This window comes from Collinsella sp. HCP28S3_E9 (assembly GCF_052065455.1).
Taxonomy (GTDB): domain Bacteria; phylum Actinomycetota; class Coriobacteriia; order Coriobacteriales; family Coriobacteriaceae; genus Collinsella.
Genome location: NZ_JBQHTZ010000007.1, coordinates 14,811 through 32,178, shown reverse-complemented (window position 1 = coordinate 32,178; position 17,368 = coordinate 14,811). Strand labels below are relative to the sequence as shown.

16 protein-coding genes are annotated in these 17,368 nt (G+C 60.9%); 9 read left to right on the top strand and 7 right to left on the bottom strand.

Annotated elements, in window-relative coordinates; translation table 11 throughout:
* The first annotated feature begins 47 nt into the window (after positions 1-47).
* The 6 genes from ACTNA2_RS04730 (at position 48) to ACTNA2_RS04705 (ending at position 4,686) form a co-directional block, all read left to right on the top strand.
* Positions 48-491 carry a GatB/YqeY domain-containing protein gene (locus tag ACTNA2_RS04730; RefSeq protein ID WP_441048749.1) on the top strand — a complete coding sequence of 148 codons (444 nt, stop codon included), beginning with the start codon at positions 48-50 and terminating at the stop codon, positions 489-491.
* A 368-nt stretch (positions 492-859) separates the two neighbouring features.
* Positions 860-1,591 (top strand): amino acid ABC transporter ATP-binding protein, encoded by a 732-nt coding sequence (locus ACTNA2_RS04725; protein ID WP_055251548.1) that lies wholly within the window; start codon positions 860-862, stop codon positions 1,589-1,591.
* A gap of 8 nt (positions 1,592-1,599) precedes the next feature.
* A complete protein-coding gene (locus ACTNA2_RS04720) occupies positions 1,600-2,475 on the top strand; it encodes a transporter substrate-binding domain-containing protein (RefSeq protein WP_154516701.1) in 876 nt (291 codons plus the stop codon).
* Positions 2,476-2,500: 25 nt separating this feature from the next.
* On the top strand, positions 2,501-3,247 hold the full coding sequence (locus ACTNA2_RS04715) for an amino acid ABC transporter permease (protein WP_154516699.1): 747 nt from the start codon (positions 2,501-2,503) through the stop codon (positions 3,245-3,247).
* 3 nt (positions 3,248-3,250) lie between these two features.
* Positions 3,251-3,889 carry an amino acid ABC transporter permease gene (locus tag ACTNA2_RS04710; protein ID WP_441048748.1) on the top strand — a complete coding sequence of 213 codons (639 nt, stop codon included), beginning with the start codon at positions 3,251-3,253 and terminating at the stop codon, positions 3,887-3,889.
* A 173-nt stretch (positions 3,890-4,062) separates the two neighbouring features.
* Positions 4,063-4,686, top strand: coding sequence for an AAA family ATPase (locus ACTNA2_RS04705; RefSeq protein ID WP_441048747.1), 624 nt, complete (start codon positions 4,063-4,065; stop codon positions 4,684-4,686).
* Between the two features lie 127 nt (positions 4,687-4,813).
* Here ACTNA2_RS04705 and gltA read toward each other — a convergent pair whose 3' ends face one another.
* The 6 genes from gltA to glmU all read right to left on the bottom strand — a co-directional run bounded on the left by gltA (position 4,814) and on the right by glmU (position 12,566).
* Complete coding sequence (gene gltA / locus ACTNA2_RS04700) at positions 4,814-6,223, bottom strand: NADPH-dependent glutamate synthase (RefSeq protein WP_154516684.1); 1,410 nt, start codon at positions 6,221-6,223, stop codon at positions 4,814-4,816.
* Complete coding sequence (locus ACTNA2_RS04695) at positions 6,214-7,053, bottom strand: sulfide/dihydroorotate dehydrogenase-like FAD/NAD-binding protein (protein WP_006235793.1); 840 nt, start codon at positions 7,051-7,053, stop codon at positions 6,214-6,216. Before ACTNA2_RS04695 ends, gltA begins: the two co-directional genes overlap by 10 nt.
* Positions 7,054-7,412: 359 nt before the next feature.
* The gene (gene pth / locus ACTNA2_RS04690) at positions 7,413-8,042 is read right to left on the bottom strand and encodes an aminoacyl-tRNA hydrolase (RefSeq protein ID WP_195838564.1); all 630 of its coding nucleotides are present in this window, start codon (positions 8,040-8,042) and stop codon (positions 7,413-7,415) included.
* 348 nt (positions 8,043-8,390) lie between these two features.
* A complete protein-coding gene (locus ACTNA2_RS04685; RefSeq protein WP_229770655.1) occupies positions 8,391-9,227 on the bottom strand; it encodes an endonuclease domain-containing protein in 837 nt (278 codons plus the stop codon).
* Positions 9,228-9,973: 746 nt separating this feature from the next.
* Positions 9,974-10,960 carry a ribose-phosphate diphosphokinase gene (locus tag ACTNA2_RS04680; protein WP_154516678.1) on the bottom strand — a complete coding sequence of 329 codons (987 nt, stop codon included), beginning with the start codon at positions 10,958-10,960 and terminating at the stop codon, positions 9,974-9,976.
* A 193-nt stretch (positions 10,961-11,153) separates the two neighbouring features.
* Complete coding sequence (glmU, locus tag ACTNA2_RS04675; RefSeq protein WP_441048746.1) at positions 11,154-12,566, bottom strand: bifunctional UDP-N-acetylglucosamine diphosphorylase/glucosamine-1-phosphate N-acetyltransferase GlmU; 1,413 nt, start codon at positions 12,564-12,566, stop codon at positions 11,154-11,156.
* A gap of 205 nt (positions 12,567-12,771) precedes the next feature.
* Here glmU and ACTNA2_RS04670 point away from each other — a divergent pair, with 205 nt between their 5' ends.
* Genes ACTNA2_RS04670 through ACTNA2_RS04660 form a run of 3 tightly spaced genes read left to right on the top strand, consistent with a single transcriptional unit; the run spans position 12,772 to position 16,011 of the window.
* Complete coding sequence (locus ACTNA2_RS04670; protein ID WP_427718158.1) at positions 12,772-13,650, top strand: energy-coupling factor transporter transmembrane component T family protein; 879 nt, start codon at positions 12,772-12,774, stop codon at positions 13,648-13,650.
* Positions 13,650-15,293: an ABC transporter ATP-binding protein gene (locus tag ACTNA2_RS04665; RefSeq protein ID WP_441048745.1), complete on the top strand. Its 1,644-nt coding sequence runs from the start codon at positions 13,650-13,652 to the stop codon at positions 15,291-15,293. The genes ACTNA2_RS04670 and ACTNA2_RS04665 overlap by 1 nt, the downstream gene beginning before the upstream one ends.
* A 4-nt stretch (positions 15,294-15,297) precedes the next feature.
* Positions 15,298-16,011, top strand: a complete 714-nt coding sequence (locus ACTNA2_RS04660; protein WP_441048744.1) for a DUF6580 family putative transport protein — start codon at positions 15,298-15,300, stop codon at positions 16,009-16,011.
* A gap of 535 nt (positions 16,012-16,546) precedes the next feature.
* Here ACTNA2_RS04660 and ACTNA2_RS04655 read toward each other — a convergent pair.
* On the bottom strand, positions 16,547-17,365 hold the full coding sequence (locus ACTNA2_RS04655) for an exodeoxyribonuclease III (protein ID WP_154516667.1): 819 nt from the start codon (positions 17,363-17,365) through the stop codon (positions 16,547-16,549).
* Between the last annotated feature and the right edge of the window lie 3 nt (positions 17,366-17,368).

Below are 17,368 nucleotides of genomic sequence, written 5' to 3'. Positions count from 1 at the left end.
GCGGTGCTCGTGCGAGTGCCGCCCATGTTATTGAGGAGGATTTGCAGATGACCAACGAAGAGCTGCAGCAGGAAATGATTGCCGCCATGAAGGCCAAGGACAAGGTTCGCCTGTCTATCATTCGCCAGGTCAAGGCCGAGGTTAAGAACATCGAGGTCAACGAGCGCCGCGACGTGACCGAGGAAGACGTCAACAGCATGATCAAGCGTCTGATTAAGCAGACAAACGAGACGTTGGAGATGTCCATCAAGGCCGGTACCGATCAAGATCGTACCGACAACCTAACCGAGCAGGTCAAGATTCTGGAGAGCCTGCTGCCCGCCCAGGTTTCAGGCGAGGAGCTCGAGGCGCTGATTGAGCAGGTCATCGCCGAGCTGGGCGCCACGTCCAAGAAGCAGATGGGCCAGGTTATGGGGGCGCTCGGCAAGGCCACCGGCGGCAACTTCGATAAACCGGCCGCGGCAAAGATCGTCGGCGGCAAACTCGTGTAATTTGTTACGCGGTTTTACCAAACCGCGTAACGGCTCGACGCTGCAAACCCGTACACGCGGCAATCTGACGTTCAATTTCAAGGGCGCGACCATGAGGTCTGCGCCCTTTCATTTCACGTCACCTTGCTCGCGTGTACGGGTTTTCGCTGACTTATGCTCAACAAGGGCGGTTGTATTATTTTCGGGTCTTGAGGGGTATGGCCGTCATGGTCGCGCCCCTTTTTGGTGGGCTGGGTACTCATTTAAGTCTGTCCCCAATGAGTGGGTTAAAGGTTGCGGGTTCTTTACGGGAATGTAGTGTGGGCTGCGGAAACGTGGTTCTTTCCGTAAAATAGAGCAATTCGTGTAAGCGCAGGGAAGGGATATTCATGGCAGACATGATCGAGATCAAGCATCTCAACAAGTACTTTGGCGACCTGCATGTGCTCAAAGATATCAACCTCACCGTCAAGCGCGGCGAGAAGCTCGTAATGATCGGGCCTTCCGGCTCGGGCAAGTCCACGCTCATCCGTTGCGTCGATTATCTGGAGGAGCCCACGTCGGGCGAGGTCATCATCGACGGCACGCCGCTCACCAAAAAGAATCACCTGGAGATGGCTCGCAAGTACAGCTCCATGGTGTTTCAGCAGTTCAACCTATATCCCAACATGACGGTGCTGGGCAACCTGACGCTCGCGCCCATCAAGCTGCAAAAGAAGAGTAAGGAGGAGGCGACCGAGATCGCCATCGCCGCGCTCAAGCGCGTCGGCATGGCGCATAAGGCCGGCGAGTATCCGCAGAACCTCTCGGGCGGTCAGCAGCAGCGCATCGCCATTGCCCGTGCCCTGTGCACCAAGCAGCCCATCATCCTGTTTGACGAGCCGACCTCGGCACTCGACCCCGAGATGGTCCAGGAAGTCCTGGACGTTATGATTGAGCTCGCGCAGGAGGATATCACCATGATCTGCGTGACGCACGAGATGGGCTTTGCGCGCCAGGTGGCCGACCGCGTCATCTTTATGGAGGACGGCCGCATCCTGGAGGAGGGCACACCCGAGCACTTCTTCGATAACCCCGAGAACCCGCGCTGCCGCGAGTTTCTGTCCAAGATTCTGCACTAGGCGCGGTGATGGACATGACGGATATGACGAGGGCGGCCGTGTCGCGCCGCCACTTTTTGCAGCTGGCGAGCGCCGGTATGCTCGCGCTGACGGGGACCGCGCTTACCGGTTGCGGCAACTCCACCGGCGGCGAGGACTCCGACAAGGGGTCTAAGCTTGCGGCCATCAAGTCGCGTGGCCATCTGAATGCCGGCGTTAAGAAGGACGTTCCCGGCTACGGCTATTACGACACCGCCAAGGGCCGCTTTGAGGGCATGGAGGTCGATTTGTGCTACCAGATCGCCGCTGCCGTCTTTGGCGTGAGCTACAAGGAGGCCCGTGCCCAGGAGCTTGTCGAGTTTACTGACGTAACGCCCAAGACGCGCGGCCCGCTGATCGATAACGGCCAGCTCGACGTGGTCGCGGCGACCTACACCATCACCGACGAGCGCAAGAAGAGCTGGGATTTCTCGACGCCGTACCGCACCGACTACGTGGGACTCATGGTCAAGAAGCGTTCGGGCTTTACCTCGATTGAGGACCTGGACGGCAAAGTCATTGGCGTGAGCCAGGGTGCAACCACGCAGGGCCTGATCGAGCAGATGATCAAGGACAACGGCTTTAGCTGCGAGCCCGAGTTTAGGGCCTTTAGCGGCTACCCCATCATTAAGAGTTCGCTCGATGCCGGCAATATCGACGTCTTTGCCATGGACCGCTCCACGCTGGCTGGATACATGAACGAGACCGTCGAGCTGCTGCAACCCGAGGTCAAGTTTGGCGAGCAGGGCTACGGCGTGGCGACCAAGAAGGGCTGTGATCTTTCGGCCGTGGTCGATCAGGTGATATGCGATCGCCTGGCCGACGGCTGGCTCGACCAAGAGGTTAAGACCTGGGGTCTTGTATAGGCGCATCGTCCAAGGAAGGAATCAAATGCTCGAAGGATTGTTTGACGCCGACCGCTGGTCGACGACATTCCAAAACATGGGGCCCTTCTGGGAGGGCTTTGGCGTGACGATGCAGGTGGTCGTTGCCGGCCTGCTGCTGTCGCTGGTGTTGGGCACGCTGCTTGGCGTGTTCTCTACCACTCGTTCTCGCGTTCTGCGCGCCATAAGCCGCGTGTACGTGGAGTTTTACCAGAACACCCCGCTGCCCGTGCAGGTGCTCTTTATGTACATGGCCGGTCCGCAGTTTTTGCAGGCCATAACCGGTGCCGACCAGCCGGTGCGTATCGCGCCGTTTGTACTGGGCTTCTTGGGCGTGGGCCTGTATCACGCTGCCTACATTTCGGAGGTCATCCGTACCGGTATCGAGGCCGTTCCGCGTGGCCAGATGGAGGCGGCCCAGAGCCAGGGCTTCACCCGTGCGCAGGCATACTGGTACATCGTGCTGCCCCAGACGTTCAAGATCATTCTGCCGCCGCTGTGTAACCAGGCACTCAACCTGGTCAAAAACACGTCGGTGCTGGCGCTTGTGGCCGGCGGCGACCTTATGTACCGTTCCGACAACTTTGTGAGTCTGTACGGTTACCTGCAGGGATACATCGTCTGCTGCCTTATGTATTTCATCATCTGCTTTCCGCTCGCCATGCTGGTGCAGTGGCTCGAGCGCCGCTCCAAGGAGCGCCCGCGCGGCGTGAGCCTGGCCGAGCTGGGGCTCGACAACGTAGAGGAGGCCTAGCGCATGGAAATCTTCAACGCGACCAACCTGCTCTACATTTGGGGCGGCTTTGTTAAGACAATCGAGATCTCGGCGCTGTCGATCTTTTCCTCGCTCATCTTTGGCACGGTGCTGGCGCTCGTTAAAAGCTACGCGCCCCGTCCATTCCGTATTTTGGTGAGCGCCTATATCGAGCTGTTCCGTTGCACGCCAAACTTGCTGTGGATCCTGTTCATCTACTTTACGGTGCAGGGTTTGGACATTGTGATTTCGACCATCGCCTTTACGCTGTTTACCAGCGCTGTTATGGCCGAGATTGTGCGTGGCGGCCTCAACTCGATTCCGCGCGGCCAGTTTGAGGCGGCGCAGAGCCAGGGCTTTGGCTTCTTTGCCACCATGCGCTATATCATTCTGCCGCAGACGTTTAAGACGATCATTCCGGCGCTGTTTAGTCAGTGCACGACCGTCATCAAGGACAGCTCGTATCTTTCGGGCATTAACGTGGCCGAGCTCATGTACACGGCAAACGTCGTGATGGCCCACGCGATCGACCTGTCGCAGGTGCTTATGCTCTACGGCCTGGTGTTTGCGATGTACTTTGTGCTCAACTTTGGTATCTCGCTGCTGGTGAGGGCATATCAGCGTCGCATTGTGGCCGCATAGTCCTGCTTCCCCAAGCACGGCACCTTGCCCCTCAATCGTCGCTTGCGTACATTTAGTACGCGGCGCTCCTCTTTCGGGGCAATCTGCCGCACTTGGGAAACCAGGACGAAGGTGGGGGCAAAATGAATGTGACAAAGGGACTGTCCCTTTGTCACATAGAGAAAGGAATCGAGATGAGCGATCTGGAGAACAAGAAGAATCCTGTGGTCATTACCATCGCGCGCGACTTTGGCGCCGAGGGCCACGAGATTGGCCGCATGCTTGCCAACGAGTTGGGAATTCCGCTGTACGATAACGAGCTGCTGGTGCGTGCGTCGATACGCGCGGGTGAGTCGCTCGATAAGATGGCCGCCTACGACGAGCGTCTGGCCGTGGAGAACATGGCGTTTCTGCCCGACCGCTACGACGCGCGTTCGTACTCGGACAAGTTGTTCCAAAAGATGAGTCAGGTGATTTTGGATCTGGGCGAGACCGAGAGCTGCATTATCGAGGGTCGCCTGTCCGATTACCTGCTGCGTAACAACCCTAATCACATTGCCGTGTTGGTGACCGCACCCTTTGAGGACCGCGTCGAGATCGTGCGCAAGAAGCGTGGGCTCAACAAAAAGAAGGGCGCCAAGCTGGTCAAGCAGCAGCAGAAGGCACGCGAGGCGTTCTATAAGCGCTACAGCGCCGGAAAGTGGAAGATGACGAGCGGCAAGGATATCGTCGTCAACCGCGCCAAGCTGGGCCGCGAGGGCTGCAAAGACGTCATAGCCGCTGCCTACCGCTACAAGGTGGCTCAGCTCGAAGGCTAGCCGACCAAAAGCCATCACAAAGGGACAGGCACCTTTGTGGTGATCGGGCGGCTGGCATAGAAAAAAGTCCCCGCCGGGCGTGTGCCCGACGGGGACTTTGCCGTTTGGTGGTTAGCGCTGTAGGTGACTACTCACCCAGCAGGCTCTTGGTGATCGAAGCGGCGGCCTTCTTGCCGGCGCCCATCGCCAGAATGACCGTAGCGGCACCGGTGACGATGTCGCCGCCGGCCCAGATGCGGGGATCGGTGGTCTGGCCGGTCTCCTCATCGGCAACGATGTAGCCCCACTTGTTGAGCTCCATCTTGCCGCCGATCTTGGCAGCGAAGGGGTTGGCGTTGGTGCCGATAGCCGAGATCGCGACGTCGCAGGGAATCTCCTCGATGGCGCCCTCGATAGGCACCGGGCGACGACGGCCGGACTCGTCAGGCTCGCCGAGCTCCATCTTCTGGACCTTGACGGCGCACACGGAGCCGTCCTCGCCAGCGACAAACTCGAGCGGGGAGACGAGCGGCAGAACCTCGACGCCCTCGGCCTTGGCATGGTGCAGCTCGGCGCGGCGGCAGGGCATCTCGTCCTCGGTACGACGGTAGGCGATGATGGCGTGCTCGGCGCCCAGGCGCTTGGCGGTACGGACGGCGTCCATAGCCACGTTGCCGCCGCCAAAGACGACGACGTTCTTGCCATGCTTGGTGGGGGTGTCGTACTCGGGGAACTTGTTGGCCTTCATCAGGTTCACGCGGGTGAGGTACTCGTTAGCGAAGAAGACGTTGGGCAGGTTCTCGCCGGGGACGTTGAGGAACTTGGGCAGGCCAGCGCCGGTCGCCACGTAGATGGCGTCGAAGCCCTGCTCGAACAGCTCATCGGCCGTGGCCATGTTGCCCACGACGGAGTTGTACTCAAACTTGACGCCCATGTTCTCAAGGCCGTCAATCTCGCGCTTGACGACCGCCTTGGGCAGACGGAACTCGGGGATGCCGTAGACCAGCACGCCGCCGCCGGTGAAGAAGGCCTCAAAGACGGTAACGTCAAAGCCGTTGCGGGCGAGCTCACCGGCGCAGGTGATGCCGGACGGGCCGGAGCCGACGACGGCGACCTTCTTGCCGTTCTTGGGAGCCATCTTGGGCGTGGAGGCGAGCTCGGGGCGGTCACCCAGGAAGCGCTCGAGCTGGCCGATGGCCACGGGCTCGGACTTCTTACCACGGATGCACTTGCCCTCGCACTGGTTCTCCTGCGGGCAGACGCGACCGCAGATGGCGGGAAGCATGGAGTCCTCGCGGATGGTATCGAGGGCGCCGCCAAAGTCCTTCTCGCGGATCTGCTCGATAAAGCGGGGGATGTTGATGTTGACGGGGCAGCCCTCAACACAGAACGGCTTCTTGCAGTTGAGGCAGCGCTCGGCCTCGGCCAGCGCCATCTCCTCGGTGAAGCCCTTGTCGACGGGGCGGAAGTCGCAGGCGCGCTCGGCGGCCGGCTCCTCGTTATCGGGGGTGCGGGGCGACTTCATATCGGCAACGAAACGACCGTTAACTAGTGGCATGCGCAGCTCTTTTCCTCATAGGCCTTGAGGGACTCGCCCTCTTCGGAACGGTAAGCGGCCTGGCGGGCACGAAGGTCATCCCAGTCGACCAGGGTGGCATCGAAGTCGGGGCCGTCGACGCAAGCAAACTTGGTCACGCCACCCACCTCGACGCGGCAGCAGCCGCACATACCGGTGCCGTCAACCATGATGGGGTTGAGCGACGCGGTGATGGGGGTGTCGTACTTCTGGGCGGTGAGGGTCGAGAACTTCATCATCGGAACGGGGCCGACGCAGAAGACCTGGCTCACGGCCTTGTCCTGCAGCAGGCGCTCCAGCGGAGCGGTGACAACGCCCTGCTCGCCGTAGGAACCGTCGTCGGTGGTGATGTGGATGTGGTCCTCGTCGAGGAGCTCGCGGAACTGGTCCTCCATGAGCAGGAGGTCCTTGGTGCGAGCGCCCATGATGGCGTGCACCTCGTGGCCGGTCTCGACCAGGTGCTTGGCGACCGGGAAGGCAATTGCCAGGCCGACGCCGCCGCCAATGACGGCGCAGGGGCCCTCGGCCATCTCGGTGGGAACGCCCAGCGGGCCCACGACGTCGCGCAGCGACTCGCCGGCCTCGTAGGTGGAAAGCATCTCGGTGGTCTTGCCGATCACCATGAAGATGAACTCGACCCAGCCCTCGTCACCGTTCCAGCCGGCCAGGGTAAACGGGACACGCTCGCCCGTCTCGTTGGCGCGAACCATGAGGAACTGTCCAGCGTGCGCATGCTTGGCGATTGCAGGCGCCTCGATGCGGAACTTGAACACCTTCTCCGAGAACTGCGTCTTCTCCAGGATCTTATACATAGAACCCCTCTCTTGTTAGGGCAACCGAACCGTGCCTCCACGGAAATGGACGGCAGCCCGAATATAACCGTACGCGCACAGGCGTTGTGCAGACATACGGTGTAAATTATACCCTCATGGGCATGTTGCTTACGTGTATCTTTGGCAGGCGGGAAAAGTGATCTAGCACAAAGAGGCAGGTTTATTTTGGCGGGTTTTATCAGATAAAACGACAAAAGGGGCCGGCCTTGCACATCGGTGAGGCCGGCCCCTTTTGGGGTGTTGGGTATGTATGTCGGCACAGGGTTTATTGCGATGCGGCCGCTGCGGCGTTTTCGCATATAAAACCTGCCAAAATAAACATCCCTTTTTGGTAGGTTTTAGTGCTTGCCGTTGGCAGAGGCGGAGCCGTTGACGTGGTCGCGGGCATAGATTACGCCGTGCACAATCGCCAGGCCGGCGGCGTCGGCGGCGCGGGCGCAGGTGTCCTGGAAGTCCTCGGCCTCGCGGGCGCGCAGCTGCTTGAGCACGTAGTCGGCGACAGCCATCTTGCCGGGAGGGTTGCCGATGCCAGTGCGGATGCGGCTAAAGTCGCGGCTGCCCATCTTGTCGATGATGGAACGCAGGCCGTTGTGGCCGGCGTGGCCGCCGCCCACCTTGACGCGCACGTCGCCGGCGGGAATGTCGAGCTCATCGTGGATTACGAGCAGCTCCTCGGCCTTGATTTTGTACTCGCGGCAAAGCTTGGAGATGGGGCCGCCCGAGGTGTTCATGTACGACTGCGGCTTGACCAGCACAATCTGGCGCTTGCCGTCCTCTTCCTCTGGATCGTTGATGTTGATGAGCGCGACCTCGGCGCCGGCCTGGTTTTTCCAGTACGTGACGCCGGCCTGACGCGCCAGCTCGTCGATCGCCTTAAAGCCTGCGTTGTGGCGGGTCTCGGCATACTCATCGCCAGGGTTGCCAAGTCCGGCAACCATGCGAATCTTAAGCGGCTGTGCAGCTGCCATGTGCTTCCTTTCATCGATTTGTCGCCTGCTATGGTGAGCGACCCCGTTGCTGCTGTCAAATGGAGGGTGATTGAGGCCGCATGAGGGCGTTTGGACAGTCGTCAGAAGCCGGGATGGACAGTTAGTTCAGATTTGTATAAACCAAGAGATCTTTGACTGCCAAAATCGGGGCCACGGAACTGTCACGGCGCTTTGGGGAGCACAATTTGTGCTATTTCAGATCTTTTGAGTCTTCAAATGAGGTGATTGGCGCCGGGATGGCGGCAAACTACCTCGAAATGAGCCGTCTGTTTATACAAATCTGAACTAACTGTCCAGCCATGCTCGGTAACACTGGGTAAAAGTCTTTTAGACCGGCGCGAGGCCGATTCCGGCCCGCAGGGCGTTGAGCCAGGCGGCCTGACGCTTGCGATAACCCTTGATGCGGTAGCGGAATCGAACTCCCGCAAGTCGATGCATCGTCTGGGCGAAGGCTTCGAGTGCAACAAGGTCCTTCATTTGGTCACGATTGATAACCAGGACGTGGATACCCATGGCCTTAAGGCCATTGTTGCGATTGCCATCGTGGATGCGAGCGTTTTGAAGCTCATGTCCAATTCCGTTGTATTCGTTGTCGACTCCGGCGGCTGGGCAATATAAGTCGCAGATGGCGTAGGGGATGCCCGAGGACATGTTGACCGCAAGGGTGTCGAAATCGACTCGATAGTTGAGCAGCAGGCCTCCCATGGGCAGGCTGCAACACCCGAATCCGCCAAAGCGCATGGGTGCGCCCAGGACGGCGAACATCAATGATTCCGCTGGGGATGCGGATCCGGCCCGGGCGAGTTTGATAGCTGTGCGAAACGAGGCGTAGGAACTACTTTTGGCAAACCGTGCGACCGCCTCGAGCTCTTCGATGGTTGTGGCGGGCTCGCATTTGTAGTGCGCCTGTTCGTAGCGGGTTTCGGCTTGCTTTTCGGGTGTCGGTTGGTCGCCCTGGCAATCGAGATCGTCCATCGTTTCGAAGCTGTTGGCCTCGGGCCACGTGTCGTCGTAGGCGATGGGGTAAGTTGCTTCGGGCGGAAGTGAGTAGGTCCCGAGCAGTTCCATGAGAAGCATCAAGGTTTTGGCAACCGATTCATTTTTGGAACAAAGCATGGCCGTCATGGCGGGAGACGTTGCGTAGATGTCGGCTTCGATGTGCATGATCGCGCCCTGGGGGAGAGGGGCGGTGATGGTGTGCTGGAGGAGCCGTCCGTCGGGCCGTCTGTTGCTGCCGCTCGCAACAAAGAGGTCTAGACGCTCGGAGTCGTCTTCGCTCCAGGCGTCAAGTATTGCAAGGGCCGCAAAGTCTATGGCGTCCTTGTTGGGAACGCAACCTACGAGGGCTTGTGTCTGTTGCTCGTCATCGATGTCGTCCCAGGGAAGGGCGGAGTACGCCCGTCGAGCGCGGCGAATTGCGCGGAGGGCGGAGAGGTGTGAAATTACGGTTGTCATAGCTATAAGGTACTAAGCCGTTGGCGAAATGATATGGCCGTGCCGTTCTTTTCGCTCAAAGGGGCGTCGCGCGCCGCGGGCGGTAACGACATCATACGGAATGCCTTGGAAAAGTGGAGAATGGAGTGATGGGTTGGCCTTGGAGGCATCTACTGAGATGGGTGCTGGACAGATAGTTCAGATTTGTACAAGGTGACCGGGGTGTATTGCCGTTGTTGAAGGACTCGGTGGGCAAAATGGGGCCAATGGCATGGTGAAGAGATCCATAGGTGGAGGAATCGAGTGGAATTATGCCGGCAAGAGAGCTTTCGACACATTAAATGGCCCAAACGAATGCCAAATTAATACAAATCTGAACTAACTGTCCAAGGCGGGTTGTCGAGGGGCAGAAAAAAGGGTCGGAAGTGAGCTTCCGACCCTTCAAAAACACCAAAGATGATGCGATGCGCGCTGGATTACAGCGCGAAGTCGCCGCCGACGAGCGTGGAGACGGGCTCCTCGTGGTAAACGGCAGAGATGGCCTCGGCGAACTCCTCGGCGACCGAGATGGTCTTGATCTTGCCGCCAACCTCGACGGGGATGGCATCGGTGACGAGGCACTCGACGATGGGGGCGTCGTTCAGGCGCTCGATGGCCGGGCCCGAGAAGATGCCGTGGGTGGCGCACACGTAGATGTCGCCGGCACCCATGGCCTTGAGCTCCTTGACGTTGGCGCACAGGGTGCCAGCGGTGTCGATCATGTCGTCATTGATGATGCAGGTCTTGCCCTTGATGTCACCGATGATGCCCATGACCTCGGCGGCGTTGTGGCGCGGACGGCCCTTGTGGGCGATGGCGAGGCTGCAGCCGAGCATGTCGGAGAGCTTCTTGGCAGCTTTGGCGCGACCCACGTCGGGGGAGACGACAACCAGGTTGTCGGTGTCGAAGTGCATGTCGTTGTAGTACTGGCCAAACAGCGGCAGTGCAGACAGGTGGTTAACCGGGATATCGAAGAAACCCTGAATCTGGCCCTGATGCAGGTCGAGGGTGATGATGCGGTTGACGCCAGCGCGCTCGAGCAGGTTGGCGACGAGGCGGGCGGTGATGGGCTCGCGCGGGCCGGCCTTGCGGTCCTGGCGGGCATAGCCGTAGTGGGTGATGACGGCGGTGATGGAGCGGGCGGATGCGCGCTTGGCAGCGTCGGTGGCGATGAGCAGCTCCATGAGCATGTCGTTGACGTTGCCGCCGGCCACGGACTGAATCAGGAAGACGTCGGCGCCGCGGACGGTCTCGTCGTAGCGGGCGTAAATCTCACCGTTGGCGAACTGCTTTAGCGTAAGGCCCGAAAGCTCGACCCCAAGGTACTCAGCGATCTTCTGAGCGAGGGGACGGTTGGAGGAACCGGAATACACGCGGATGGACTTGCGCATATTCTCCGACTTCTCGGGATCATTAATCGGCATTACCCTTCTCCTTTATATATCGAATGCCATATAGATGCCTTGTTGCATTGTAACCGCGTGGCGGGGTTTATCGGGTCTTGATAACGTCTTTACCGTCAACGGACACGAACCGACCACTCATCCGGTCGCGCAGGTCAGCATAGAAAAAGGAGCCATCCCCATGGGAACAGCTCCTTAGATGCTTGGTAAAACGTTATACCTCGTCGTCCTCGTGCAGACGGCGGCGATAATCGGCGGCCCAGCCCTCAATATTTACCTGACGGGCGCGGCCCAGGCCGAGTGCGTCAGCCGGGACCGGCTCGGTGATGACGGAGCCGGCGGCCACGAGTGCGCCGTCGCCGATCTGGGCAGGCGCGACCATCATGGTATCGGAACCGATGAAGGCATCCTTGCCGATGACGGTCTTGTGCTTGTGCACGCCGTCGTAGTTGCAGGTGATGGAGCCCGCGCCCACGTTGACGCCGGAACCCATGGTGGTGTCGCCGATGTAGGACAGGTGCGGCACCTTGGAGCCCTCGCCGATCGTGGACTTCTTGATCTCCACGTGTGTGCCGGCCTTGGAGCCATCGAGCATGTGGGTGCCCGGGCGCAGGTAGGCGCGCGGGCCGCAGTCGACGCCGTTCTCGATGACAGCCTCGATGGCGATAGTCTCATCGATGGTGCAGCCGCTGCCAACGGTGGTGTCGGTGAGGCGGCTGTTGGGGCCGAGCTGGCACTCCTCACCCACGGTGACGTGGCCGATCAGGTGCGTCTGCGGCCACACGACGGTGTCGCGGCCGATGACGGCGTCGGGGCCGATCCAGGCCTGCGTGGGGTCGATGAAGGTAACGCCCTCGGCCATCCAGTGCTCGTTGATGCGGTCGCGCGCGATAGCGGTGAGTTGCGCGAGCTGGATCCGGCTGTTGACGCCCAGGCCGTCGCGGTAGTCGTCGCAGTGGAAGATGGAGACTGCCTGGCCGTGGCCCTTGAGAATCTCGAGCATGTCGGGCAGGTAGTACTCGGACTGCGCGTTGTCGTTGCCGATCTCGCTGATGTGGGCGGCGAGCTGCGCGCCGTCGAAGGCGTAGCAGCCGGCGTTGCACTCGAGCAACGTGGCGGCCTGCTCGGGCGTGCAGTCCTTCTGCTCGATGATGCGCTCGATCTGACCGTCGGCGCCCAGCTTGATGCGGCCGTAGCCAAAGGGATCGGGCGGGGTCATGGTCATGACGGTGCAGGCGAGCTCGCCGCCGGCGACGGTCTGCGCGAACTTGGCGACGGTGTCGGCGGTGATGAGCGGCAGGTCGCCGTTGAGCACGACGACGGGGCCTTGCGTGATGCCGCATGCCTCGAGCGCGACCTTTACGGCGTGGCCGGTGCCCAGGCGCTCGGTCTGTTCGACGCACTCGACCTTGGTGGCGCTGTTGGCGTAGGCGCCGTCGATAAGGGCGCGCATCTCGTCGGCGTGGCTGCCGATGACGACCACGACGCGGCTGCAGCCGGCCTTGATGGTGGCGTCGACGATCCACTGGACCATGGGCTTGCCCAGGATCTTGTGCGAAACCTTGCAGTGGTTCGACTTCATGCGGGTGCCCTCGCCGGCGGCGAGGATAATTGCGGTTGCGTCCATGTGATCTCCTGTTACGTTATAGAGACGTGTGTTTGGAAACGATACACGGCGCAATATGATACCGCAGGCATATGATGAGCGCGTAACGATTGGCGCATGGCGGCCGATGTCGGTGCCGCCGGCGTGACTTTTGCGCTGGTTGTGCATGGCGGCGGCACTGCGGCGTTGGCGTTTGAGCGAGGGGATGGGGGTGTCCGTGGATATTATGCGAGAGGAATCGGGCAACGAACCCGTCGCGGCATTCTCGATGTCGCATCCGGCGGTGCCGGCGCTCTACATGGTGCTGACGCTGGGGCTCACCATGTTCTCGATGCAACCGGTGCTGCTTGCGCTGTCGCTTGCGGGCGGGCTGGCGTATGGGTTTGCGACGCGCGGCGTCGCACGCACGTTGGGGGCGCTTCGCTGGCAGCTGCCGGTGATTTTGATTATCGCGGTGCTCAACCCGTTATTTAGCGCTTCGGGCTCGACGGAACTGTTCCGTATTGGCATGCGCGCGGTGTATCTGGAGAGCATGGTATACGGCCTGTGCATGGGCGGGCTGTTTGTGGCGAGCGTGCTGTGGTTTGAGGCCGCGGCGTCCATGCTTAGCTACGACAGGGTGCTTGCGCTTTTGGGTAACACCGCGCCGGTGATCGCGCTCATGATCTCGATGTGTATGCGGCTTATCCCGCAGTTTTTGCGTCGCGGTCGCACGGTGCTGGCGGTGCAGGATGCGATTGATGTGCCGGGCCGCGCGCCGGCCGACCCCGTGCGTTCGCGCCTACGGGCATCGAGCGTGTTGATGGGCTGGGGCATGGAAGATTCGCTGGAGCGTGCGGACGCCATGCGCTCCCGTGGGTGGGGCGCCGCGGCGCGTCGCACGACGTACGCGCGGTATCGGCTGGCGCGCGGCGACGTTGCCGCGCTGGTTGGGCTTGCGCTGTTTGGCGTGGCCACGGCGGCAGTGGCGTGGACCGCGACGATGCAGTATTCGTTTTACCCGCAGCTTTCGGTGCCGGCGCCGTGGCCTGGCTATGTTGTATACGCGACCTGGATGGCGCTGCCCTGCGTGGTGCATGCGATTGACGAGAAGAGGTTTGGCTGATGGCTCGGTTGGACGGGAGCATCATGGCGGACGCGGTGTGCGGCTCGGATATGCCGGCGATTGAAGTGCGGGGCCTGCGCTTTGCCTACCCCGGGGCCGAAGTGCCGGTGTTCGAGGGGCTCGATTGGCGTGTTCCCCAAGGGACGTTTGCGTTGCTTGTCGGTGGTACCGGGTCGGGCAAGTCGACATTACTCTCGTTGCTCAAGCCCGAGATTTCGCCGGCGGGCGAATGCTCCGGCGAGCTGCGCATGCTGGGCGAAAGCGTTGCCGACATGGACGTTCGCGCGTCCGCGGAGCGCGTGGGCTATGTGTTTCAGGACCCCGAGAACCAGATTGTGTGCGAAACCGTGTGGCACGAGATGGCGTTTGGCCTGGAAAACTTAGGCATGTCGCGCGACGAGATGCGCCGTCGCGTGGCCGAGACCAGTTATTTCTTTGGTGTGGAGGATTGGCTCCACCGCGATACCGATACGCTTTCGGGCGGACGCAAGCAGCTGCTGTCGCTGGCAGCCGTGCTGGCGTTGCGCCCTCGCGTGCTGCTGCTCGACGAGCCCACGTCCCAACTGGATCCCGTTGCCGAGAAAAATTTTCTGCATGCGCTGTTTCGCGTGAATCGCGAGCTGGGCTGCACGGTTGTTGTGGCAACGCACCAGCCGCGCCCGATGCTTGAATACGCGACGTGCGCGTATCGGATTGAGGGCGGGCGCGTATGCGAGGTCGCCGATATCGCCTCCTTGGGGCATCGCGAAGAGCTGTTTTCTGGCGAGGTGCCAGGGTGGGGTGGCTCGTGGCGTGCAAAAAACGGAGTTTTCAGCAGCGCCAGTGGCCGGCCGGGCTATTTGGACCCGCGCGTGGGCGCTCCGGGCGCAAAAAAAAGACCGAAATCGGACAAATCGGCTGAATTTGAGGCGCAAATCCTGTCGCAAGACGACTCGGGGGCGCCGTCGTGCGCCGGTGGATGCCGAATACTCCCAAAAATGCACGCTGGGTCGGCTACCACCCTGGCAGGGGGCTGGTTTCGCTACGATCGAGCGTCCGCCTGGGTGCTGCGCGGGCTCGATGCGTCGTTTTCGGCAGGCGCGGTGCATGCTGTTGTGGGCGGTAACGGCTGCGGTAAGTCGACAATGCTTTCGGTGCTGGCCAAGACGGTCAAGTTGCAGCGTGGGCATATGGAGCGCGGGGCGGCTTCGGCGGCACTGCTGCCTCAGAATCCCAAGGCGCTGCTGGTTGCCGAGACGGTGCGCGAGGAGCTGATGGAATGGGCTTCGACCTGCGGATATGACGAGGCTATGGCGCGAGAGCGCGCGACGAGTCTGGGATTGTCCGGCTTGGATGGGCGCCATCCGTACGATCTTTCGGGCGGGCAGCGCCAGCTGCTTGCGTTGGCAAAGCTGCTGTTGATCGGCCCCGAGCTGCTATTGCTCGATGAGCCCACCAAGGGTCTGGACCTGGCCAGCCGTCGCATCATCGCCCGCGCCCTGCGCGACCATGCGGAGGCCGGCGGTACCGTCATCATGGCAACGCACGATCTGGATTTTGCCGAGCAGGTTACCGATGACATTGCCATGATGTTCGACGGTGAGATTGCCTGCATGGAGCCGCCCGCCGACTTTTTTGCCGACAATGTGTTTTATAGGGCGTGATGGGATGGCGGATTATCGCGTCTTGCGCATACTCGCAAAACTGGAGATCCCACTGCTGCTGGCGGTGCCAGCGGTAATGGCCGCGGCGTTGCTGGCAGGCGTTGAGCAGGCGGCGCTTGCCATGCTTGTCGTGGTGGCGCTGGTGCTCGCGCTGTTCTTTGCGGGCTACGAGGCGTCGCGACCGGGCCTGCGCCAGATTATGCCCACGCTGGTTCTGGCGGCGTTGGCCGCGGCGGGGCGTATCTTGTTTGGCCCCATTCCCGACTTTAAACCCGTGAGCGCCATCGCCATTATCGCCGGGGCGACGCTCGGTCGCCGCAATGGTTTTATGGTTGGTGCGCTGGCGACGCTGACCAGTAATTTCTTTTTTGGGCAGGGCATGTGGACACCGTGGCAGATGTATGCCTGGGGTCTGGTCGGCTATGTTGGCGGCGCGCTGGCGCATGCGGGTGCGTTCGACCGTGCCGATGGAACCGTGCGCATGCCGGCGCTGATGGCGTACGGCTTTGCGTCGGGCCTGCTCTATGGAGCCGTGATTAACGCCTACGACATCATCGGTTTTGTGCAACCGCTCACGTGGGCGGGCGCCGTGGCGCGTCTTGCCACGGCGGTACCGTTCGATATCACACACGGCCTTGCGACCTGCGTGTTCTTGGCCGCTCTCTACAAACCTTGGTGTCGTCGCATTAACCGTGTCGTCGTGAAATACGGGCTGTAGTGGCGGTTGCGCCGGGGCGAGAATCAATACTGTCGAAGTGCCATTTTAAAACTATGCCGGTTTACGGGGCTAGATTGGCACAGGCAGACCATACCGGCTTTTTTCGAAAATAGACGAGCCGTCTACCTGCGGTTTTATTTTGCTTGAATTGCGTTTGGTTGGGGATTTGCGATTCAGCCCCGTAAACCGGCATAGTTTTAAAATGGCCGGCTGATATGATGGGCGTCGTGGTCCTCAGAGAGCCAAATCGATCCGTTTTCTTCCGCCCCCAGACGTCCCCAGGGAATCAGTTGACGGCGCTTGCCACGAAACTGGCCCATCTACTACGTTTAGCTTGATACCCCCGACCATGACCGCGCTTTATGAAAAACCGCAGGCTTTCTACCTGCGGTTTTCTTTTTGCGTTGTTCGCCGTGGTTGAGGGTAGTGGCTTAAACGTAGTAGATGGGGCAGTTTCGTGGCGGGTGTGCCGCGTGGATTCCCTCGCGAGGTGAACATGATCCGTTTTGCTTCGTCCCCGAGGGGTCGGCTGGTGCTAGAGCTCTAGGGTGAGGGTGACGGGGCAGTGGTCGCTGCCAAAGATGTCGCCGCGGATGCCGGTGTCGCGCACGTTGCCGGCGATGGCGTCGCTCACCAGGAAGTAATCGATGCGCCAGCCCGCGTTGTTCTTGCGGGCATTAAAGCGGTAGCTCCACCAGCTGTAGACGCCCTCGACGTCGGGATTTGCCGCGCGCCAGGTATCGGTAAACCCGGCGTCGAGCAGCTCGGTAAACTTGCCGCGCTCCTCGTCCGAAAAGCCTGCGTTGCCGCGGTTGGACTTGGGGTTCTTAAGGTCGATCTCCTCGTGCGCGACGTTAAAGTCGCCGCAGGTCACCACGGGCTTGCCGGTCTCGCGCTCGAGTCCCGCCAAAAAGCCGCGATAGGCATCGTCCCAGGCCATGCGCACATCGATGCGCGCGAGCTCATTTTGGGCGTTGGGCGTATAGACGTCCACAAACCAAAACTTGTCGAACTCGAGCGCGCAGACGCGGCCCTCGGTCGCGGCCTGCGCCACGAGCTCGGCTGCCGCGCCCTCGCCGGCGTAAGGCAGTAGCGCATCGGCGCGCAGCACGCGCAGCGGTTCCTGGCGGCTAAAGACCGCAGTGCCCGAATAGCCTTTACGCTCGGCGTAGCTCCAGGTTTGGTGATAACCGGGCAGGTCGATATCGGCCTGGCCCTCCTGCAGCTTGGTCTCTTGCAGCGCCAGGATATCGACATTGAGCTCCTGTGCGATCTGGATAAAGCTCGGGTCCTTTTTGAGCACGGCGCGCAGACCGTTGACGTTCCACGAGGCGAAAGTGTAAGTCTGAGGCATGGT